Source organism: Billgrantia ethanolica (genome assembly GCF_021404305.1).
Classification (GTDB): domain Bacteria; phylum Pseudomonadota; class Gammaproteobacteria; order Pseudomonadales; family Halomonadaceae; genus Halomonas; species Halomonas ethanolica.
Genome location: NZ_JABFTX010000004.1, coordinates 85,141 through 105,836, shown reverse-complemented (window position 1 = coordinate 105,836; position 20,696 = coordinate 85,141). Strand labels below are relative to the sequence as shown.

At 63.4% G+C, this 20,696-nt stretch carries 21 protein-coding genes; 7 read left to right on the top strand and 14 right to left on the bottom strand.

From position 1 onward, the window contains the following. Nucleotides 1–36: 36 nt before the first annotated feature. Nucleotides 37–564, bottom strand: coding sequence for a hypothetical protein (locus tag HOP53_RS17070; RefSeq protein WP_234271148.1), 528 nt, complete (start codon nucleotides 562–564; stop codon nucleotides 37–39). Continuing rightward, entirely contained in the window at nucleotides 561–956 is a 396-nt protein-coding gene (locus tag HOP53_RS17065; RefSeq protein ID WP_234271147.1) for a nucleotidyltransferase domain-containing protein, read from the bottom strand. The genes HOP53_RS17070 and HOP53_RS17065 overlap by 4 nt, the downstream gene beginning before the upstream one ends. Here HOP53_RS17065 and HOP53_RS17060 point away from each other — a divergent pair. Continuing rightward, complete coding sequence (locus tag HOP53_RS17060; RefSeq protein WP_234271146.1) at nucleotides 937–1,953, top strand: AraC family transcriptional regulator; 1,017 nt, start codon at nucleotides 937–939, stop codon at nucleotides 1,951–1,953. The genes HOP53_RS17065 and HOP53_RS17060 overlap by 20 nt on opposite strands. A 10-nt stretch (nucleotides 1,954–1,963) precedes the next feature. On the opposite strand, the gene HOP53_RS17055 is transcribed toward HOP53_RS17060, so the two are convergent. The 5 genes from HOP53_RS17055 to HOP53_RS17035 all read right to left on the bottom strand — a co-directional run bounded on the left by HOP53_RS17055 (nucleotide 1,964) and on the right by HOP53_RS17035 (nucleotide 8,760). Next, nucleotides 1,964–2,860 carry a bile acid:sodium symporter gene (locus HOP53_RS17055; protein ID WP_234271145.1) on the bottom strand — a complete coding sequence of 299 codons (897 nt, stop codon included), beginning with the start codon at nucleotides 2,858–2,860 and terminating at the stop codon, nucleotides 1,964–1,966. 78 nt (nucleotides 2,861–2,938) lie between these two features. After that, complete coding sequence (locus HOP53_RS17050) at nucleotides 2,939–4,675, bottom strand: AMP-binding protein (protein WP_234271144.1); 1,737 nt, start codon at nucleotides 4,673–4,675, stop codon at nucleotides 2,939–2,941. Between the two features lie 213 nt (nucleotides 4,676–4,888). Further along, nucleotides 4,889–6,073 (bottom strand): beta-ketothiolase BktB, encoded by a 1,185-nt coding sequence (bktB, locus tag HOP53_RS17045; protein ID WP_234271143.1) that lies wholly within the window; start codon nucleotides 6,071–6,073, stop codon nucleotides 4,889–4,891. A gap of 37 nt (nucleotides 6,074–6,110) precedes the next feature. Further along, on the bottom strand, nucleotides 6,111–7,268 hold the full coding sequence (locus tag HOP53_RS17040; RefSeq protein WP_234271142.1) for an acyl-CoA dehydrogenase family protein: 1,158 nt from the start codon (nucleotides 7,266–7,268) through the stop codon (nucleotides 6,111–6,113). Nucleotides 7,269–7,725: 457 nt separating this feature from the next. Beyond that, nucleotides 7,726–8,760, bottom strand: a complete 1,035-nt coding sequence (locus HOP53_RS17035; protein ID WP_234271141.1) for an AraC family transcriptional regulator — start codon at nucleotides 8,758–8,760, stop codon at nucleotides 7,726–7,728. A 222-nt stretch (nucleotides 8,761–8,982) separates the two neighbouring features. Between HOP53_RS17035 and dctP the strand changes: the two genes are divergently transcribed. From dctP to HOP53_RS17005, 6 genes are all read left to right on the top strand, one after another. Further along, nucleotides 8,983–10,086, top strand: coding sequence for a TRAP transporter substrate-binding protein DctP (gene dctP / locus HOP53_RS17030; RefSeq protein WP_234271140.1), 1,104 nt, complete (start codon nucleotides 8,983–8,985; stop codon nucleotides 10,084–10,086). 58 nt (nucleotides 10,087–10,144) lie between these two features. Beyond that, nucleotides 10,145–10,648: a TRAP transporter small permease subunit gene (locus HOP53_RS17025; RefSeq protein ID WP_234271139.1), complete on the top strand. Its 504-nt coding sequence runs from the start codon at nucleotides 10,145–10,147 to the stop codon at nucleotides 10,646–10,648. After that, nucleotides 10,645–11,979 carry a TRAP transporter large permease gene (locus HOP53_RS17020; RefSeq protein ID WP_234271138.1) on the top strand — a complete coding sequence of 445 codons (1,335 nt, stop codon included), beginning with the start codon at nucleotides 10,645–10,647 and terminating at the stop codon, nucleotides 11,977–11,979. The genes HOP53_RS17025 and HOP53_RS17020 overlap by 4 nt, the downstream gene beginning before the upstream one ends. A 37-nt stretch (nucleotides 11,980–12,016) precedes the next feature. Then, nucleotides 12,017–12,790 (top strand): SDR family oxidoreductase, encoded by a 774-nt coding sequence (locus HOP53_RS17015; RefSeq protein WP_234271137.1) that lies wholly within the window; start codon nucleotides 12,017–12,019, stop codon nucleotides 12,788–12,790. Nucleotides 12,791–12,932: 142 nt separating this feature from the next. Then, nucleotides 12,933–13,865, top strand: coding sequence for a 3,5-dioxohexanoate:acetyl-CoA acetone transferase (gene kce / locus HOP53_RS17010; protein WP_234271136.1), 933 nt, complete (start codon nucleotides 12,933–12,935; stop codon nucleotides 13,863–13,865). Between the two features lie 24 nt (nucleotides 13,866–13,889). Beyond that, a complete protein-coding gene (locus HOP53_RS17005; protein ID WP_234271135.1) occupies nucleotides 13,890–14,651 on the top strand; it encodes an SDR family oxidoreductase in 762 nt (253 codons plus the stop codon). Between the two features lie 161 nt (nucleotides 14,652–14,812). Here HOP53_RS17005 and HOP53_RS17000 read toward each other — a convergent pair whose 3' ends face one another. From HOP53_RS17000 to HOP53_RS16970, 7 genes are all read right to left on the bottom strand, one after another. Beyond that, nucleotides 14,813–15,937: a metal ABC transporter solute-binding protein, Zn/Mn family gene (locus HOP53_RS17000; protein ID WP_234271134.1), complete on the bottom strand. Its 1,125-nt coding sequence runs from the start codon at nucleotides 15,935–15,937 to the stop codon at nucleotides 14,813–14,815. A gap of 38 nt (nucleotides 15,938–15,975) precedes the next feature. Beyond that, nucleotides 15,976–16,866, bottom strand: a complete 891-nt coding sequence (locus tag HOP53_RS16995) for a metal ABC transporter permease (protein WP_234271133.1) — start codon at nucleotides 16,864–16,866, stop codon at nucleotides 15,976–15,978. Continuing rightward, nucleotides 16,863–17,597, bottom strand: a complete 735-nt coding sequence (locus tag HOP53_RS16990; protein WP_234271132.1) for a metal ABC transporter ATP-binding protein — start codon at nucleotides 17,595–17,597, stop codon at nucleotides 16,863–16,865. The genes HOP53_RS16995 and HOP53_RS16990 overlap by 4 nt, the downstream gene beginning before the upstream one ends. Next, complete coding sequence (locus tag HOP53_RS16985; RefSeq protein WP_234271131.1) at nucleotides 17,597–17,746, bottom strand: hypothetical protein; 150 nt, start codon at nucleotides 17,744–17,746, stop codon at nucleotides 17,597–17,599. Before HOP53_RS16985 ends, HOP53_RS16990 begins: the two co-directional genes overlap by 1 nt. 147 nt (nucleotides 17,747–17,893) lie before the next feature. Continuing rightward, entirely contained in the window at nucleotides 17,894–18,793 is a 900-nt protein-coding gene (locus HOP53_RS16980) for a metal ABC transporter permease (protein WP_234271130.1), read from the bottom strand. Between the two features lie 114 nt (nucleotides 18,794–18,907). After that, a complete protein-coding gene (locus HOP53_RS16975) occupies nucleotides 18,908–19,573 on the bottom strand; it encodes a hypothetical protein (protein ID WP_234271129.1) in 666 nt (221 codons plus the stop codon). 164 nt (nucleotides 19,574–19,737) lie between these two features. Beyond that, on the bottom strand, nucleotides 19,738–20,574 hold the full coding sequence (locus tag HOP53_RS16970; protein ID WP_234271128.1) for a class I SAM-dependent methyltransferase: 837 nt from the start codon (nucleotides 20,572–20,574) through the stop codon (nucleotides 19,738–19,740). Between the last annotated feature and the right edge of the window lie 122 nt (nucleotides 20,575–20,696).

Sequence of the window (20,696 nt, the reverse complement as noted above, 5' to 3'; positions counted from 1 at the left end):
CTTGGGTAAAGGCTCATCGTCCCACAAGTGGACGGCTCAGGCGAAGATGCGTTCGAACTCGTTGGTGAAGTCGGAGGAAGCGGGCTCAATTCCGATCAGGCGATGGCAAATATCGAGCAACCTGCGTGCTGTCTGGAACAGCATCTTGCTGAGATCATGAAGCAAGTTGAAATGCTCAGCGATCTCGCTGTAGTCCGTGGCATAGTCATGCGCTGCCATGTTTCGAACCATACGGCAGCGCTGCCAGTCATCCATTGACTCGACGACACCCTGTTTCTCGAAAAAGGCGAGTACCTTCAGGAAGCTGTCGGTAGGCTCACCCATCAGCAGAGCGCTGTGCCGCATGGCGGAAGCGAGGGAGTCTTGCAGCTTGGCAAATCGCTCATTGATGGCAGCCAAGGTTTCGAACAGGTCGACGTCCTTCTTCTGCGCTTCCAACTGGGCAGCATCGATCGGCCACTCGAGCTTGCCATCAGACTGATGAAGAAACCATGCGCAGCGCTGAATGGCTTCGAGCAGCCTGGCAAGGTGGAGTCGCTGTTCTTCGAGCAGGTCGTGTGTCATGCCGCCTCTTTCAATGGGCAACCTTGGTTAAGGGCAATGGCCTGGAAAGGCGAAGGCTGCTTGTCCCGCGAGTAAGCCAAAATATCCACAGGCAGGTAAAGCCTCTCTTCGAGCTTGCACTTGATTTCGGCCAGGGAAAGGCGTGGCAGCGGAGTCGATGAGATGAGCAGAAGATCGAGATCGCCGCCTTTGCGGTTGTCGTCCAGGCGAGAGCCGAACAACCGCACTTCGACGTCGCCACCGACAATATCGTGGACAGTCGTCAGGATGATATGAACCTGTTCATGTGTCAGGCGCATTGCGGTGTGCTCCATCAATGGCATGATGAGTCTAGCATCATTACGCGATATCACGCTTGCAGGTGAGCCAGTCTTGACCGTCACGGTATCCATGCATTTCGTCAACGAGCTGTTCCGCGGGGTGCCCGAGAGCGAGGCGGACCGCGAGGGCTATCTCGCCCGCGCGGGCATCTCGCCGTTCCTGCTCAGCGCGCCCCACGGGCGGGTGACGGTGGAGCAGTTCGCCACGCTCTACCGGCTGCTGGTCAACGCCTGCGACGACGAGACGCCGGGCTTCTTCGCCCGGCCGCTGCGCAGCGGCACGCTCAAGCTGCTCTGCCTCAGCGTGCTGGAAGCGCCCACGCTGAAGGTGGCGCTGCATCGCTATACGCTGTTCTTCCGCATCGTGCTGGACGACTTCGGCTATGAGTATCGCGTCGAGGACGGGCTGGCGCGGGTGGCGCTGGTGGAGCATCGGCCGCCGACGGGCAGCCGTATCCTGGTGCACGAGCTGATGCTCAAGCTGTTTCACGGCATCTGTTCGTGGCTGATTGCAAGCAAGATTCCGCCGGTGATGATGGAGTGCGCCTACGCCCAGCCGCCCCACAGCGCCGACTACCTCTACTTCTATCCGGGCAAGGTGAGCTTCGATCGGGCGCAGACCGCCATCTACTTCGACGCCGCCCTGCTCGAGCAGCCGATCCGCCAGACCAAGAAGCACCTGGGCGCCTTCCTGCGCCGGGCGCCGGCCGACTGGTTCTACGTCTCCTTCGAGGATCGCGTGGTGTCGCATCGGGTGCGCGAGCACCTGGCGCGCCATCTGGCCACCTCGGGTTCGGTGCATGACGTGGCCCGGGCGCTGCACATGTCGGTGCGCACGCTGTCACGGCGGCTGGCCGCCGAGGGCACGCACTTCCAGGCAGTGAAGGACGAGTTTCGGCGCGACTTCGCCATCCAGGCCCTGACCCGCAGCGAGCGTCCGCTGCTGGCCATTGCCGACGAGCTGGGTTTTCAAGACCTGGCCTGCTTCAGCCGCGCCTTCAAGGGCTGGACGGGCAACTCGCCCGCCGCTTATCGGCGGGCGAGTACAAGGCTGCCCCAGAGCGTCTGAATCCGCGCCGTCAGGCCGGCTCGACCTTGGCCTGATCCCGTGCCAGCTCCTCGCGCCGGGTCATGCGGCGGTAGAAGAGCGTGGCGATGGTGGAGTTGATGACGATGAACAGCGAGTACATCACCGGAATCAGCAGGATCAGCTGCTGGGTTTCGTCGGCGAAGGTCATGATCACGATCAGCGCCGCCAGCGGACCGTTCTGGATGCCGGTTTCCAGCGACACCGTTCTGGCCTTCTGCGGATTCAGTCGCAAGGCGCGGGAGAACAGATAGCCGAAGGCGAAGCCGATCAGGCCGATCAGGATGACCGCGGCATAGACTTCCCAGCCGGTCTCGACCAGCAGACGCCAGTTCCTGGGCACCCAGGTGACCACCAGGAAGAGGATGACGATGGCGCCGAGCACGCCCCCCATCAGCTCGATGACGGCGCCGACGTTGGAGTTCTTACGCCGCAGCCACATGCCGATGAGAGTGGGGATCAGCAGCACGAAGAGCAGCCGGGCGATCTGGTCCGGCGGAATGCGGAAGGCGTCGTCGATGCCCTGGGTGTAGAACTCCATCAGCAGCGGCACCATGATGAAACCGGCCAGGGTGGAGCAGATGGTCATCATGATGCTCAGGCTGAGCAGGCTTTTCGAGAAGTAGGCGAAGATGTTGGAGGTGGTGCCGCCGGGCATGCAGCCCACCAGTATCAGGCCCACCGTCTGCTCGGGGGTCAGATTCAGCACCCGCGACAGCAGGAAGGCGATCAACGGCATCAGCATGTACTGGGAGGCGAATCCCACACCGACGGCCTGCGGGTGGCGCATGGCCAGCCTGAAGTCCTTGAAGGTCAGCGACGACCCCATGCCGAACATGATAATCACCATCATGAGGGAGAGCAGGGTCTCTTCCAATGGGCTCAGCATTCGTTATGCTCCAGCATCTCGTTGTTATTGAATTGTCATTGAGTCGTTGTTATCGAATCCGCTACGCGGCCAATGAGGTCAACCGCCAGTGGCGGCGGCTCGCACTTCCTTGCGCAGTACCTTACCGACGGGGGTCTTGGGCAGCTCGTCCCAGAACACCACTTTTTTCGGCACCTTGTAGCCGGTGAGCTCCTGTTTGCAGTGGGCGATGACATCCTTCTCGCTGATGCCTTCCTCGCGCAGCACTATATAGGCATGGACGGCTTCTCCGGTCTGGCTGTCGGCGACACCGACCACCGCCGACTCCTGCACTTGGGGAATGCGGGCGATGCACTCTTCGACCTCATTGGGATAGACGTTGAAACCGCTGACCAGAATCATGTCCTTCTTGCGGTCGACGATGTTGAAGTGGCCGTCTTCACTCATGACGGCGATATCGCCGGTATAGAACCAGCCATCCTTGAGGGAGTTGGCGGTCTCCTCTGGGCGGTTCCAGTAGCCCTTCATCACCTGCGGCCCGCGCACGATGATCTCGCCCGGTTCCCCCACCGCCACCGGCTCGCCCTGCTCATCGACGAGCCGCACGTCGGTATCCGGCGCGGGGATGCCGATGGAGTCGGTGCGCTCCTTGCCGATGGGGTTGAAGCAGATCACGGGAGACGTTTCCGTCAGGCCGTAGCCCTCGGTAATGGGGCTGCCCACCACGTTGCGCCAACGCTCGGCCACCGACTTGTGCAGTGAGGTACCGCCGGCCAATGCCACCTTCATGGAGCGGGGCGGGTAGACGGTGAACCACTCCTCGTTCAGCAGGGCGTTGTAGAGCGTGTTGACTCCCGAGATCCAGGAGATGTCGTAGTTGTCGAAGGCGCGCTGGCAGTTCTGGATCGGCCGCGGGCTGGGCACCAATACGTTGTGGGCGCCCTTGTGGTAGAAGGCCAGCAGGTTAACGGTGAAGGCGAAGATGTGGTAGATCGGCAGCGCCGTCAGGATGCACTCCTTGCCCGGCTCGATGTGGTCGCCGGCCACCGAATCGACCTGCTCCAGGTTGCTGATCAGGTTGCCGTGGGTCAGCTCGGCGCCCTTGCTGACCCCGGTGGTGCCACCCGTGTATTGCAGCAGGGCGGTATCCGTGCGGGTCAGATGCTGCCAGTACTGGCGCGTGTCGATACCGTTAGAGGCCTTCGCCTGCCGCCCTTTCGCCAGGGCCTGGTCGATGGTGTGGACGTCCAGCCGGTGCTTGGGAATCACCCGGTTCCAATACTTGAGCACCAGCTGCAAGACCCCTTTCACCACAGGCGGGAACCACTGGGCAACGGAGGTGACCACCACCTGCTTGATCCCCGTCCGGTCGATGATCGCCTCGAGCTTGTCGACGAACATGTCGACGATCACCAGCACCTGGGCGCCGCTGTCGTTGAACTGGTGCTCCATTTCCCGCTTGGTGTAGAGCGGGTTGACGTTCACCAGGATGCAGCCGGCCTTGAGAATGCCGAAGGCCACCACCGGCAGCGTCAGGCAGTTGGGCATCTGCACGGCCACACGGGCGCCGGCTTCCAACTGGAGGGATTCGCGCAGGTAGACGGCGAAGGCATCCGACATCTCTTGCACTTCGGCATAGGTCAGGCGGCCGTTCATGCCGTTGGGCATGCAGGTGGTGAAGGCGAGCTGCTGGCTGTAGGTCTGCCCGGCCGCCTGGATCAGCGCCGGCAGGCTGTCGTGAAGGTGGTGGCTGGCGGTGGCTTCACCGGTGTCAGGGCGGACGGCAAGGTAATGGCTCATCCAGGGTTTGTTATCGTAATACTGAACGTTCGACATGAATGGCCTCTCATGAGCGGCCTGGCTGCTGCGTAAGCACTACGCCAACACAGCGACTCAGGCCCTTTCTTATTACTTTCTTTCAGTTTATGGCTTCTTACAGTTTATTACTTCTTGCAGTAACCATCTGTGCTGCAGGGCAATAATGGCTATGTAAGCGTTGATGGAGAATCGCACAGCGTTCGGGAACCGGAAAGGATGCGCTCACATCTCTCACCGTTCCAGCAACAGTGCAATGCCCTGGCCACCGCCGATGCACAGCGTGATCAGCCCGTAGCGACCGCCGGTGCGCTCCAGTTCGGCCAGCGCCTTGATGGTCAGGATCGCGCCGGTGGCGCCGACCGGGTGCCCCAGCCCCACGGCACCGCCGTTGGGATTGAGCCGCTCGGCGGGGAAATCGAGCTCGCGTGCCACCGCCATGGCCTGGGCGGCAAAGGCCTCGTTGGATTCGATCACGTCGATGTCGGCGATGGCGAGGCCCGCCTCGTCGAGGCAGTGGCGCACGGCGGGAATCGGCCCCAGGCCCATCAGGCTGGGCTCGACCCCAGCGGTACTGGCGGCGATCAACCGCGCGCGAGGCGTCAGGCCGCGGCGCTCGGCCTCGTCGGCATGGGCCAGCACCAGGCTGGCGGCGCCGTCGTTGATTCCCGAGGCATTGCCGGCGGTGACCACCCCCTCCTTGGCGAAGGCGGGCTTTAGCCGGGCGAGGTCCTCAAGCGTGACGCCGTCGCGCACGTGCTCGTCGCGCGCGAACTGGCGCTCGTTCTTACCCTCGCGCACCGTGACCGGCACGATCTGCCCGTCGAAGCGGCCCTCGGCGATGGCGCGGGCGGCCTTGTGGTGGCTCTCCAGGGCGAAGCGGTCGATGGCCTCGCGCTCGAGCCCGCAGCGCTTGGCGATGTTCTCGGCGGTCACGCCCATGTGGCCGCTGCCGAAGGGGTCGCTGAGCACGCCGAGGGTCAGGTCGGTGACGCTGGCGTGGCCCATGCGCAGGCCGTTGCGCGCCTGGGGCGGCAGCAGGTAGGCGCCGCGGCTCATCGACTCGGCGCCGCCGGCCAGTGCCAGGCGGCTGTCGCCGAGCACGATCTGTTGCGCCGCCGAGAGGATCGCCTGCACGCCGGAGCCGCACAGACGATTGACGTTGAACGCCGCCGCGCCCTCGGGCACGCCGGCATCCAGGGCGATGTGGCGCGCCAGGTAGGCGTCCTGCGGTCCGGTGGTGATGATGTGGCCGTAGACGGCGTGATCGATGGCGCCGGCTTCGACACCGGCGCGGGCCAGCGCCTCACGGGCGGTGACGGTGCCCAGCTCATGGGGAGCGAGCCCGGCCAGGCTGCCGCCGAAGCTGCCGATGGCGGTGCGGGCGCTGCCGAGAATGACGACGGAATCGAGCCGCATGGAGTTCTCCTGTCTTCTTGAATTGCCGTGCAAGCGATCAGGCGGCGTCGCTCTTGCCGAGCAGCGAGCGGGCGATCACTTCCTTCATGATTTCCGAGGTGCCGGCGTAGAGCGTCTGCACGCGGGCATCCAGGTAGAAGCGTGAAATCGGGTACTCCCGGGTATAACCGTAGCCGCCGAACAGCTGCAGGCAGGCGTCGATGGTGCGGCACTGCATCTCGCTGAGCTGGAGCTTGAGGATGGCGGCATCGGTGCCGTTCATCTCCCCCTGGCGGTACTTGGCCACGCACTGCTCGAAGTAGGCGCGGCCCATGTCGATCTGGGCGCGCACCTCGGCCAGGGTGAAGCGGGTGTTCTGGAACTCGCCGATGGCGCGACCGAAGGCGCGGCGCTCGCGCACGTAGTCGAGGGTCAGCGCCAGCGCACCCTCCATGGCGCCCAAGGCCTGAGCCGCCACGCCGAGGCGCTCGCGGGGCAGCTCCTGCATCAGGTAGGCAAAGCCGGCGCCGGCCTCGCCGAGCAGGGCCTCTTCCGGCAGGCGCAGGTCGTCGAAGAACAGCTCGGCGGTGTCGCTGGCGTGCTGGCCGATCTTCTTGATCGGCTGGCCGCGGGAGAAGCCGGCAAGCGTGGTGTCGACCAGGAACAGCGAGACGCCGCGGGCGCCGGCGGATGGATCGGTCTTGGCGCAGACGATCACCAGATCGGCCACCTGGCCGTTGGTGATGAACAGCTTGCTGCCGTCGAGCCGCCAGCCCGATTCGGTGCGGCTGGCGCGGGTCTTCATCGCCGCCAGATCGCTGCCCGCCCCGGGCTCGGTCATGGCGATGGCACCGATGGTCTCGCCGCTGGCCATGGCCGGCAGCCAGCGCTCGCGCTGGGCCGGCGTGCCGATGTGGAGCAGGTAGGGCATCACGATGTTGGCGTGGATGTTGTAAGCGCTGGCTAGGCCGCCGAAACCCTGACGTGAGATCTCCTCCAGCGCCAGTTGGACGATGGCGAAGTCGGCGCCGCTGCCGCCCAGCTCATCAGGCAAATCGATGCCCAGCAGGCCGGCCTCGCCGAGCTTCTGCCACAGCGAGCGCGGCATTTCGCCGGCTTCTTCCCACGCCTGGTAGTAGGGCACCACTTCCTGCTCGAGGAAGCGGCGGATGGTGTCGTGGAACAGCGGCGTCAGGTCGTCTTGCGGTGCGTTCATGGGGCAGCTCTTGTGTGGCCTTGGCCTTGGCCTTGGCCTTGGCGTGTCGTTGTCATTGTCTGCCCTTGTGGTTGTTGTGTGAGGCTTTGGGTCGTTGCGACAGGCTGTGGATAAGATTGTGTGTAATTTGGTGAACCTCTGTGTAAAGGATGTGAGTTGTCTCAAAAGCGGTTACTCGCTCCCAGGCACGCCCGTTCATGGTAGGGGGAAAGTGATTCGCCGGGTTTACGCATCGAGCCACACTTTTTGCATTTCGTGCCATCTATTAGGGGGGAAATAGCATAATAAGACTTTGGTCTAGGGTTTGTGGGTCAGAACGTGCCATCCGGCGTCTTGCGGCATCGAAGCCGAATCAAAATCCGAGTGAAGCGTAAAGGAAAGCGGGGCGAGAGACGATAAAGGGGCGCCGTCGGCGCCCCCCTGTGGACAGTATCGGGCTGAAATTCAGCGGCTATGGCTATCCGCTCTTTCTGAACTGATGCGGCGATTTGCCTGTCCAGCGCTTGAAGGCTCTTCTGAAGTTTGCGCTGTCGCTGAATCCCAGCCTTGCCGCGATATCATCCGTACTCATTTTCGTTGCCAGCAGATACTCGGTTGCCAAGGTGCAGCGCGCATCATCGAGAATTTCCCTGTAGCTGGTCATTTCCGCATCCAGCTTTCTGCGCAGGGTGCGTGTGGTGATGCAGAGCAAATCGGCGACGGCTTCCATGCTGGGAAAGCTGTTCGGTGACATCATCAAGACTTGATAGACTTCCCCCGTGATGCCAGACGACATCTTGGTCTGGCCGAGGAGTTGGTTACAGGTCTCCTGAAGCAGCTTGATGGAGAGCTGATTGCCCAACAAAGGAGACTGATCGAGAATTTCCTTCGGGTAGTGAATTTCACTCGTTTCCTGGTCGAAGTGGCACTCGCAGCCAAGATATTTTTCGTGAATGTCCCGTGTGCCTGCGTCGGAATAGGCAAGCAGGGCTTTCGTAGGCGTCAGGCTTGGGCCCACGGCGTCACGAATATGGATGACGTTCTGCCCCATCTGTTGCTGGATAAGAAAATTTCTCGTGTTGATGTTAGTGATATACGAGTAGGCCTCCTTGAACGCAAAGATGGCCGATTCCTCTGATTCCCGCCATGTCATATGCAGGGTCGGCGTCGCCAGGGGGTGATACTTCACGCCGAAATTGAAGTAATCACGAATGGTCGGGCTGGTGAGCAGGGCATATCCATACATGCCGTAGGCAGTCAAATGCAGCCTGGCGGCAGTTTCGAAAGGAGTGGAAAGGTTGGCCCCTGCTTCAATGACATTGGTGCAGGCATCGATGTACTGCTTGATGCAAACCAGGGTGGCCGGGTCCGCGAGGGCCTCCCGATCCAGACCGAGCCCATCCATTACCACTTCGGGCGCGATGCCCTGTGCCGCCACGGCATCAACCAAAGCGGCAATCTTGTAAGGTGCATAAATCTTCTGGTTCAGCAGGTTAGCTTGGAAAGCAGGCATGATGGTTGCCTCGATGAATGTCCGAAAAAGACCTCATGAAGACCGTTTCTGACCTTCCTTGAACCCAGGATACCTTTGTAGAGTAGCTGCAGACAACATCGCTCCCGAGGCCATTCATGAGGGGTCGCCAAAAGAGCGCCAGTCAGGCCTGGGTTGTCGGGAGTGAAAACGCCTCTTTTTATAAAAACAGCATCAAGCTGATTGAAAGGTAAGGAAAACAAGATGAAATCCCAGCACGCCATCATGCTCGCCGGGCTCGCCATCGGCGTGAGCCTGGTCTCTCTGAGCGCTACCGCTCAGGCTCAGCAAAACTGGACCATGACTACCACCTGGCCGGATAGTATCGATGCGATCAAGATCGACCGCCACTGGGTGGAGCTGGTCAACAAGATCGCCGGCGACGAGCTGCAAATCGACTTCCGTGCCGGCGGTACCCTGATGCCCGGCACCGAGGTATTCGACGCCACCGAGACCGGCAGTATCGAAGCCTCCGGTGATTGGCCCGGCTACTGGGCCGGCCGCAATCCGGCCTTCTCCCCGCTGGCCTCCACGCCCATGCTGTTCAACGCCGTCGACTACCTGAACTGGATTCAGCAGTGGGGCGGCCGCGAGCTCTACGAAGAGATCTACGGCCAGTTCGGTCTGGTTTACCTGCCGTATGGTGTACTGAACAACGAGTCGGGTTTCATGGGCCGTACGCCCATCGAGAGCCTGGCCGATCTCGACGGCAAACGCTTGCGTCTCGCCGGACGCGACCAGGGTCGCGTGTTGGAACAGCTCGGCGGCTCCCAGGTGACGCTGGCCGGCGGTGAGGTCTATCAGGCCATCGAGCGTGGTGTGGTCGATGCCGCCGAGTTTTCGGCGCCGGGAATCGACTATAGCGTGGGCCTGGCGGAAGTGGCGGACTATTGGGCTACGCCGGGTTGGCACCAGTCGGCAACGGTGTTCGGCGTGATGATCAACCAGGACGCCTGGGACGCCCTCTCCGAGGAGACCCAGGAGAAGCTGAAGATCGCCGCCGATGCCACCCTGGCCTGGTCATTGGCATGGTCGGAAAGAGAGTCGACCGAGGGCACCCAGAAATTCATCGACGCCGGGGTGACCATCAACCACTTTTCCGAATCCGACCTGGCTCATATCCAGGAAGTCACCAACGAGGTGATCCTGCGCGGCGCCTGCGAGCACCCGGACCACGCCAAGGTCTACCACTCCATGATCGGCTACCTGGAGCACTACGCCACCTGGCGTGACATCTCCGCGCCCTTCAACATGAGCCGCACCATGGACAACCTGCCGTCTCTGGAAGAGATCGAAGCCTGTCTGTAAGGCTGTACCGGCCGCCCCACCCGGGGCGGCTGTCGTTCCGACGTCGGAGACTGGACCCATGAATGCGATTGCCAAGGCGATCGACACGCTCAACGAGGTGTTCGGGCGGGTCATTGCGCCACTGATCGCCGTCATCACCCTGGTGGTGCTCTACGATATCGCCCTGCGCCTGTTCACCGGGCGCCCCAGCGACTGGGCCTTCGACATCACCAAGATGCTGTTCGGCGCCCACTTCATGCTGATGGCCGCCTACGGCCTGCGCCATCACGCCCACGTCGAGGTCGACGTGCTCAAGCGTCTGCTCGCCCGCCGCAAGCAGGCGCTGCTCGAGATCCTCGGCTACCTGATCTTCTTCGTGCCGTTCATTTACATGCTGACCACCCTGGGCTGGAGCTTCTTCCTGCGCTCCTGGAGCCGCGGCGAGACCACCTACGGCATGGTCTCGATCCCGGTCTATCCGATCAAGGGGGTGATCGTGGTGGCTGCCGTGCTGATCCTGCTGCAGGCCATCGCCATCGTCATCCGCGCCATTCAGCAGCTGCGGGAGGAGAGAGCCGCATGAACCTGAGTCCCGAACTGCTCACCCTGGTGATGTTCGGCGGGCTGCTGATCGGCCTGTTCATGGGCCATCCGCTGGCCTTCGTGCTGGGCGGCGTGGCCGTCATCGGCGCCTATCTCGGCCCCGGCGAGCGCGTGCTCGGCACCATCATCAACAACATCTACGGCAACGCCATGGACAACTACGTCCTGGTGGCCATTCCCCTGTTCGTGCTGATGGCGCGCTTCCTCAACGACTCGGGGGTCACCGAGAAGATGTTCGAAGCGATGCGCCTGCTGCTGGCCAACCTGCGCGGCGGCCTGGCGCTGACCGTGGTCATCGTCTCGGTGCTGCTGGCCGCCACCACCGGCATCGTCGGCGCCTCCATCGCGGTGATGGGCATGATCGCCCTGGCCCCGATGCTCAAGTACGGCTACAACAAGGAGCTCAGCACCGGGGTGATCATGGCCAGCGGCTGTCTGGGCATCCTGATCCCGCCGAGCATCATGCTGATCCTGATGGCCAGCTACTCGCCGGTCTCGGTGGGCGCGCTGTTCGCCGGCGCCCTGGTGCCGGGCGTGATGCTGGGGGCGATGTACGCGCTCTACGTGCTGGTGATCTGCTTCGTCAAGCCGAGCTACGGCCCCCCGGTGCCCGCCGCGGAGCGCGCCGAGGTCTCCACCGGGCAGCTGCTGGTCATGCTGGCCAAGTACGTGCTGCCGCCGATGTCGCTGATCCTCGGCGTGCTGGGCGCGCTGTTCACCGGGGTGGCCACTGCCACCGAGGCCTCGGCCATCGGCGTGGCCATCGCCTTCCTGCTGTTCCTGATCTTCGGCGACCGCAAGCTCACCACCTGCTTTCGTACCCTGATCGATGCCGGCAAGACCACCACCATGGTGATGCTGGTGCTGGTCGGCGCCACCGCCTTCACCGGGGTCTTCTCCCGCGGCGGCGGCATGACGGTGATCAGTGATCTGGTCATGGCGATGCCCGGCGGCACCGTGGGCGCGCTGATCTTCATGCTGTTCCTGGTGTTCCTGCTGGGGATGTTCCTCGACTGGACCGGCATCGTGCTACTGAGCTTCCCGATCATGCTACCGATCGTCCAGCAGCTGGGCGTCGACGTGCTGTGGTTCGTGGTGATGGTGGCGGTGGTGCTGCAGACCTCGTTCCTCACCCCGCCGTTCGGGTACGCGCTCTTCTACATGAAGGGGGTGGCGCCCAAGGGGGTCGAGATCGTCGACCTGTACAAGGCGGTGGTGCCCTTCGTGGCGCTGATCGTACTGGCCTGTGTGCTGATGGCTTTCTTCCCGGTGCTGATCACCGGTCTGCCTTCGCTGCTGATGGGCAGTTGAGCCGGCTCGCTCTCGAGATTGAATGGAGTAACTGACGATGAAAGTGATAGATAGCTTGATGCCTCGCCCGGGCCTCAGAGTGCTGATCACCGCCGGCGCCAACGGCATCGGCCTGACCATGGCCCAGGCCTTTGTCGAGGCGGGCGCCCGGGTGCACGTCTGCGATATCGATACCCAGGCGCTGGCGGCATTGCCCGAGGGTGTCAGCCACACCGTGGCAGACGTCAGCCAGGAAGTGGATGTGGACAGGCTGTTTCAGGACGTCGCGGCCCTGGGCGGGCTCGACGTGGTGATCAACAATGCCGGCATTGCCGGGCCCACCGCCGGCATCGAGGAGATCGGCGAGGAGGCCTGGACCCGCACCATCGACATCAACCTCAACGGCCAGTACCGGGTTGCGCATCGGGCCGTTCCGTTGCTGCGCGAGAGCCAGGGGGTGTTGATCAACATGTCTTCGGTGGCCGGCCGTCTGGGCCTCGCCTATCGCACGCCCTACACGGCCAGCAAGTGGGCCATCGTCGGCCTGACCAAGAGCCTGGCCTCGGAGCTCGGCACTGCGGGGGTTCGGGTCAACGCCATTCTGCCCGGTATCGTGCGCGGTCCACGCATCGAGAGAGTCATCGCGGATCGGGCCGCCAAGTGCGGGCTCAGCTACGCCGAGATGGAGAAGGAATACCTCTCCGGGGTTTCCATGAAGCGCATGGTCGAGCCCACGGATATCGCCGCGATGGCGCTGTTCCTGTCTGCTCCCGCCGGCGCCAACATCTCGGGCCAAGCGCTGAGCGTCTGCGCCAACGTCGAATCACTGTAAGCGGCACCTCAGGCAGCGCCTGACGCTGGCACCGGAATTTCCGGTGCCAGACGGCGAAGCCGTGCCTTATCGCAACAGCTCCGATGGCCCATCGGTCCTGCACCGATCGCTTCTGGATCTCACCTACCTGGAGAAATTTTCCATGGCATCGCAACGCAAGGTCATCATCACCTGCGCCCTGACCGGCGCTATTCATACCCCTTCCATGTCACCGCACCTGCCGGTCACGCCCGAGGAGATTGCCGAGGAGGGCATCGCCGCCGCCGAGGCTGGTGCTGCCATTCTTCATCTTCATGCGCGCGACCCGCACAGCGGCAAACCCACCCAGGACCCGGCCGTGTTCGAGCGCATTTTGCCACGCCTCAAGAGCGCCACCGACGCCGTCGTCAACCTCACTACCGGCGGCAGCCCGCACATGAGCGTGGAGGAGCGCATGCGACCGGCCATCGAGTTCAAGCCCGAGCTCGCTTCGCTGAACATGGGCTCGATCAACTTCGGCCTGTTTCCCATGCTCAAGCGCTACGACAGCTTCCAGCACGAGTGGGAGGTGGAGCACCTCGAGAAGAGTCGCGACCTGGTGTTCAGGAACACCTTTGCCGACATCGAGAAGACCATGACGCTGGGCGCCGAGAGCGGCACTCGCTTCGAGTGCGAATGCTACGACATCGGCCACCTTTATAATCTGCGCCATCTCATGGACCGCGGTTTCATCGACGGTCGGGTGTTCGTGCAGAGCGTGTTCGGCATCCTGGGTGGGATCGGCCCCCATGCGGAAGACGTGCTGCACATGCGACGTACCGCCGATCGGCTGTTCGGCGACGACTACGAGTGGTCCGTTCTAGGGGCGGGCAGCCACCAGATGCGGATTGCCGCCCAGTCCGCCGCCATGGGTGGCCATGTACGCGTCGGCCTCGAGGATTCGCTGTGGCTCGCGCCGGGCAAGCTGGCCGAGAGCAATGCCAGCCAGGTGGCCAAGGTGCGCAAGATCCTGGAAGGACTCTCCTTGCAGATCGCGACCCCCGACGAGGCTCGCGAAATGCTGCAGTTGAAAGGCGCCGACAAGGTCGGTTTCTGACGAGACGACAGGACGACGAAGCACATGAATATCAACGACAAAGTCATTGCTATCACGGGCGGTGCCCGCGGGCTCGGCTATGCTATGGCACAGCGGCTGGGCAGCCAGGGCGCAAGCGTCGCGCTGCTGGACAGAAGTGCGGAAATCCTGGACGAGGCGGTCTCCGCGCTGGCTGCCCGGGGCATCGATGCCCACGCCTTTCCGCTGGACGTTGCAGATGAGGCATCGGTAATCGAGTCGTTTGCCGATATCGCCCAGCGGCTGGGCCCGGTGGCGGGTTGTATCAACAATGCCGGCATCACCGATGACGCGATGCTGCTCAAGGCGGAAGATGGCGCCGTCACCAAGCGCATGTCGCTCGAGTCGTGGAAGCGAGTGATCGACGTGAACCTGACCGGTGTCTTCCTGTGCGGCCGCGAAGCGGCGACTCAGATGGTCGAAGCGGGGCAGGGGGGCGTGATCGTCAACATCTCGAGTATCTCTCGCGCGGGCAACATGGGCCAGACCAACTACGCCGCCGCCAAGGCGGGCGTGCATGCGCTCACGGTGACCTGGGGCAAGGAGCTGGCCCGGTACGGCATTCGTACGGGCACGGTGGCACCAGGGTTCATCGAGACTCCCATGACGACCGCCATGCGCCCCGACATGGTCGAGAAGGTGGCCGCCAGCATACCGCTGAAACGACTGGGCGAGGCCGACAACATTGCCCAGAGCGTGGCGTTCATCTTCGACAACGACTACTTCACCGGACGAATCATCGAGTGCGATGGCGGCCTGAGGCTCTGATGGCGCGAGCAGAGGCGCTTGGCCTGTGGGTAAACCTGTGACTGGCTGTGAATAAGCGGTAGGCGACATGTGCACAACTTCGTGCGCAGCCAGGTGGTGAATGACGGGAGACAATAAAGGGGCGCCGCCGGCGCCCCCTGTGGACAATATCGTGCTGAATCTCAGTGGCTGTGGCCATGACCGTGATCATGGCTGTGACCGTGGTCATGACCGTGATCGTCGTGACCCGGCTCGGCCAGGGCGTCGTGCAGCACTTGGGCGTTGTGACGCATCATGCCCAGATAGGTGCTGGCCTCGCCTTCGGCCGCCAGCGCATCGGCATAGAGCGTACCGGCAATGGGTAGGCCGGTCTCCTCGGCGAGTTGATTGATCACCGCCGGGCTGGTCATGTTCTCGTGGAACAGGGCGCGCACGTCCTGCTCACGAATCACGTCGATCAGTCTGGCCATGTCGGCGGCGCTGGGCTCGGCCTCGGTGGAGAGCCCCACCGGCGAGAGGAAGCGAATGCCGTAAGCGTTAGAGAAGTAGCCGAAGGAGTCATGTCCCGTGATCACGCTTGTGGAAGATGGAATCTCGCCCAGCAGCTCGCGGATTTCGGCGTCGGTGGCCGCTAGCTCGTTGATGTAGCGCTCGGCATTCTCGCGATAGGCGGCTTCGTTGTCCGGGTCCGCCTCGATCAGGCCGTCGCGGATGTTGCCCACGTACACCTTGCCCATGGCCAGATCCTGCCAGGCGTGCGGGTCGTAATCGCCATGCGCATGATCGTGGTCGTGGCCATGATCGTCGTGATCGTGATCGTGATCGTGATCGTGGTCGTGGCCATGGTCGTCATGATCGTGGTCGTGGCCATGGTCATCATGGTCGTGGCCATGGTCGTGCCCATGATCGTCGTCATGTCCGTGGTCATGGCCATGCGCTTCCTCATGGTCATGACCGTGATAGTCCAGCCTGTCGATGCCGTCGGTGGTGGTCACCAGCGGGCCGCTGTAGTCGCTGGAGTCGATCAGCCGCTCCATCCAGCCTTCGAACAACAGGCCGTTGAACACTACCAGGTCGGCATCGGCCAGGGCGCGGGCGTCGCGCGGCGTGGGGGAGTAGACATGAGCGTCGCTGTCGGGGCCGACCAGCGAGATGACCTCCACATGCTCGCCGCCCACGTTCTGCACCATGTCGGCCAGAATGCTGAAGCTGGTGACGACCTGAATACGTTCGGCGGCGATGGCGGCCGGCAGTGCCAGCATGGCCGAAGTGCCCAGGATCAGGGCCGCAGGTGTGGCGTGTCGCATGGTAAGCCTCCTCGTAGCTTGGTGTTTTTCGTCTAGGGTCAGTGCGGCTCGGGTGAGCCGAGTGGCGTGGCGTGCCGGCGAAACTTCGCCAACAGGCTGTGATGACGGCCGAACAGAGCCGAGAGTGTATAGCCCACCCCGGCCAGCAGAATGATCGCCGGACCGGAAGGAATGCTGAGGTGGTACGACAGCAGCAGTCCGCCGGTGCTGGCCACCAGGGCCAATAGCACGGCGATACCGATCAGTCCTTCCAGGCGCTTGCTCCAGAAGCGCGCGGTGGTGGCCGGCAGCATCATCAGGCCTACCGCCATCAGCGTGCCCAGGGTCTGGAAGCCAGCGGTGAGGTTGAGCACCACCAGGCCGAGAAAGATGCCGTGAACCAGCCCGCCCTGCATGCCCTGGCCGCGCAGGAACAGCGGATCGAGACACTCCACCACCAGGGCGCGGAAGATCAGTGCCAGGGTGATCACGATCACGCTGCTGATCGCTGCGATCAGCAGCAGCGCGGTGGTGTTCACCGCCAGAATCGAGCCGAACAGCACGTGGGTGAGATCGACGCTGCTGCCCCCCAGCGAGACCAGCATCACCCCCGCCGCCAGCGAGATCAGAAAGAAGCTGGCCATGGCCGAGTCTTCCCGATGGCCGGTCATCTGCGACACGCTGCCCGCCAGCATCGCCACCAGTAGCCCCGAGAGCACGCCGCCCAGGCTCATGGCCGGCAGCGAGAAGCCGGCAAGCAGAAAGCCCAGCGCTACGCCGGGCAGTATGGCGTGGGCCATGGCATCGCCAATCAGGCTCATGCCGCGCAGCATCAGAAACACGCCCATGGGCGGTGCCGCCAGCGAAAGGGCCAGGCCGGCCACCGCGGCGCGCCGCATGAAGCCGTAGTCGAAGGGGGCGATCAGCCACTCATGAAGCAGTTCGATCATGCCCCCACCCCCGGAATGCCTAGGGCCAGGCGTGCCGAATCGGCGGCAGTGGGGCGGCTGTGGAGGATCTCCCGCGCCGTGGTCCACTGGGCGTGGCCGTGGTTCAGTACCACCACCTCGTCGGCCAGGCGGGCGAGCTGTTCCATGTCGTGCAGTACCACGATGATGGTGGCGCCATCGGCGGCCATCTGCTGCAGCACCGTCATCAGCACCTCGACGGTTTCCACGTCGACGTTGGCGAACGGCTCGTCGAGCAGCAGCAGCTCCGCTTCCTGCATCAGGGTGCGTCCGATCAGCGCGCGCTGACGCTGGCCACCGGAGAGCTCGCCCAGGGGGCGATGAGCCAGGTGCGAGATGCCCAGGCGCGCCATCACCTCACGCCCACGGCGATAGTGATGGGCACAGTAGCCGGTGAGGGCGCCGTGGCTCGGCCAACTGCCGGTCATCACCAGCTCTTCCACGCTCATGGGGAAGGTGAGATCGAGCGCCAGCTGCTGTGGCAGCCAGGCGCGGCGCTCCTTGGGGACGGAGCAGATCACCTTGCCCGCCACGGGACGCAGCATGCCCATGATGCCCTGGATCAACGTGCTCTTGCCCGCACCGTTGGCTCCCACCAGGGCAGTGATGGCGCCATCGCGGAAGCGGCCGTTCACGTGCTCTAGCACGGTGCGGTTGGCCTGGGCCAGCTGCAGGTCGCGCAGCTCCAGACGTGAGCTCTGCTCCACCGGCATCAGCCCCACCATCCTGCCGCCCAGGAAACGGCCAGCCACAGCACGCCCAGCGGTGCGGTGGCCAGCAGCAGGCGGCGCGTGGCGGAAAGCGACATCAGTGAAAAATGGCACGGCCCCTCGGGGCGATGCCGATGCGTGCGGTGTGCCATACAATGACCTCGCAAAACTGATTAAGATATAACATAACAAAACATTCAGTAAAGAGCACTGCCGAATGAATGCCTACCCTCATGTGGGGATGAACTCGAGTCAGACCAAGGGCAGCAGTATCTCGCATTCGATGAACCGAGGAAGCGTCATTGTCGCAGTTCTGCCTGGCCGGGCGCCATATCTGACGCTGCACGAACATGGCGCGGCAACAGCCCGCCATGGATTCCCAGCAGCACGGAAGCGCCATAGCCCAGCCCGGCCAGCAGGATGATGGCGGGGCCGGAGGGCAATCCGGCGTGATAGGAAACGAGCAACCCTACCACGCTGGAAACCACCGCAAGCCCCACGGCGATGGCGATCATCCCTTCGAGGCGCTGGCTCCAGTAGCGAGCGGCAGCGGCGGGCAGCAGCATCAGGCCGGCCGCCATCAAGGTGCCCAAGGTCTGGAAGCTCACCACCAGGCTGAGCACCACCATCATCATGAACAGGGCATGGGTCCAGCCGGCGTGGCGCCCCTGGAGCGTCAGGAATTGCGGGTCCAGGCACTCCACCACCAAGGCACGAAAGGCGACTGCCACACCGAGCACTATCGCACTACTGGCCACCGCCACCAGCATCAGCGTACGGCTGTCCACCGTGAGTATGGTACCGAACAGCACATGGCCCAGGTCCAGCGCGTTCCCCGACAAGCTGACAATCAGCACGCCCGCGGCCATGGCCACCAGGAACAGGCTGGCCATGGCTGCGTCCTCCTTGAGCCCGCTGAACTGCGTCACCCCGCCGGCCAGGGCCACGGTAACCAGCCCGGCCAGCACGCCGCCGGTCATCATCAGCGGCAGGGAGAAGCCGGCCAGCATGAAGGCAACGGCCACACCCGGCAGAATGGCATGAGACAGTGCCTCGCCCATCAGGCTCATGCCGCGCAGGGTGAGAAACACGCCGAGAATCGGTGCGCTGAGCGACAGCGCCAGGGCAGCCACCAGAGCACGGCGCATGAAGGCATAGTCGAAGGGTGACGTCAGCCACCAGAGCAGCGTATCGAACATGGGACCGGCCAAGTGTCATTTTAGATATGTTATATCATAACACAAATGAACCAAATAAGAGCCCAGACTCGGCAGCCTGGCTCTGGTCTCTAAACAATACGTTTCATCAATGGCTCAATAGCGCAGCGCCACGCCCACCTGATTGGGCATCAGCAGCAGAGCGTATTCGCCTTCCAGGTGCATGTCGCCGAACGAGACCCGCGCCGGCTGGAAGCGATTGATCGCCACCGAGGCCTGGCGTGGCTGGGTCTGCAGCTGCAGCTCGCTGACCAGCATGCCGGTGGCGAAATTGATCGCCCCGTCGCGGCCGCGGCCGTCACCCACACCGATCAGCAGGCCTGAGGCCGTATTCACCAGCAGCGAGCCCAGGCGCGCCTCCAGGCTGCGGCGCTGGCGCTCCTCTGCGGCCACCTCATGCAGCAGCCGGCGCGCGCTCTCCATATCGCCGTCCCCCTCGCGCAACTGACGGCGGGCCGCTGGGTGAGGCTGACGGTCCATCAGCGTGCCGGCCAGTGCCAGCGCAGACTTCACCGTGCCCACCCGGGCATCGTAACGGGTATCGCGGCTGTCCGACTCGCTGGCCTGATAGACATTCACGGCCAGCGTAGAGGCGTACACCCCCGCCCAACCGTACTGCCACACGTTGGCATGGCGCTCGCCCCGGGCCAGGGCGTCCTCGTAGGCCTGGTACTCCTGAGAGGACTGCTGGGCCAGGGCCAAGGGAGAAACGAGGAGCATCAGCACGGCACTCGCGAATGGCAGGAAGAAACGGCGAAGCATGAGGGGATTCCTTGTCAGATAAGGGAAATGTGATCTTTTGTTTTTATAAAAGTAGTCGAGCAAAGAAAAGCGCGAGAAGAAAAGCGCGACGAGACATTACGGCTCGTGAGCAATGCCGGGAGCGACAGGATGCCGCTCCCGGCGGTGGAGAGAAGTGCGGCCAACTAGCGCGTAATGACCACCTCCAGATACTCCGAGGGCACCACCATGGTGCCGTCCGTAGCGCGGTTGTGGGCCTCGATCAGGGCCAGGATCTCCCCTCGCAGCGCCTGCCTGGCGTCGCTATCCAGCGCTTCGAACGCCTTCAGCGTCGGCCCATAGTAGGTGCTGAACACATCCACCCAATGCGTTGGCGACTGGTAGCGGAAAGTGAAATACCTCGGCTGGGCCTCGAGCTTCTGTACGTGCGGGCCGAAATGCGTATCGAGGAAGTCCCGAGTGCCCCACGCCGCCGGAGAGTTCACGCCCGGCGGCGGCGTCACATAGCGACCGACGGTCTTGAACAACTGACCGATGAAGCTCGCCGGGGTCCAGTTGGCCAGGCCGATCTTGCCGCCGGGCCGGCATACCCGGAGCAGCTCCGCGGCGGCTTGGCCCTGGTTGGGCGTGAACATCACCCCGTAGGTGGAAACCACGTTGTCGAAAGAAGCGTCGGCGAACGGCAGGTTCTCGGCATCCGCCGTCTGGTAGTCGATCGCCAGTCCTTCCGCTTCGGCGCGCTTGGCAGACTTGGCCAGCAGCGCTTCCACGTAGTCGGTGGAGACGACCTTGCAGAATCGCCGGGCCGCAGCCAGCGAAGCGTTGCCGTTGCCGCCGGCCACGTCGAGCACGGACTGGCCGGCATGCAGGTCCATGGCTTCGCAGAGCTGTTCGCCGACGATCTGAAGCGTGACGCCGATACGGGCATAGTCACCGGCACCCCAAACCGCTTGTTGCTTGGCCTTGATCGCCGCGTAATCGGGGCCGGCGGCCTGCGACCCGAGCGGGGTAGAGAGAGACATGGCAAAACTCCTTGGGTGGATTGTTTTTGTGCTTTCGTCGCTCGACCCGCAGTGGGCGCTGCCGAGCGACAAGCACAGCGTATGCAGGGCTCTCACCGCCGGCTTGCGGGTTGCGTGGGGAT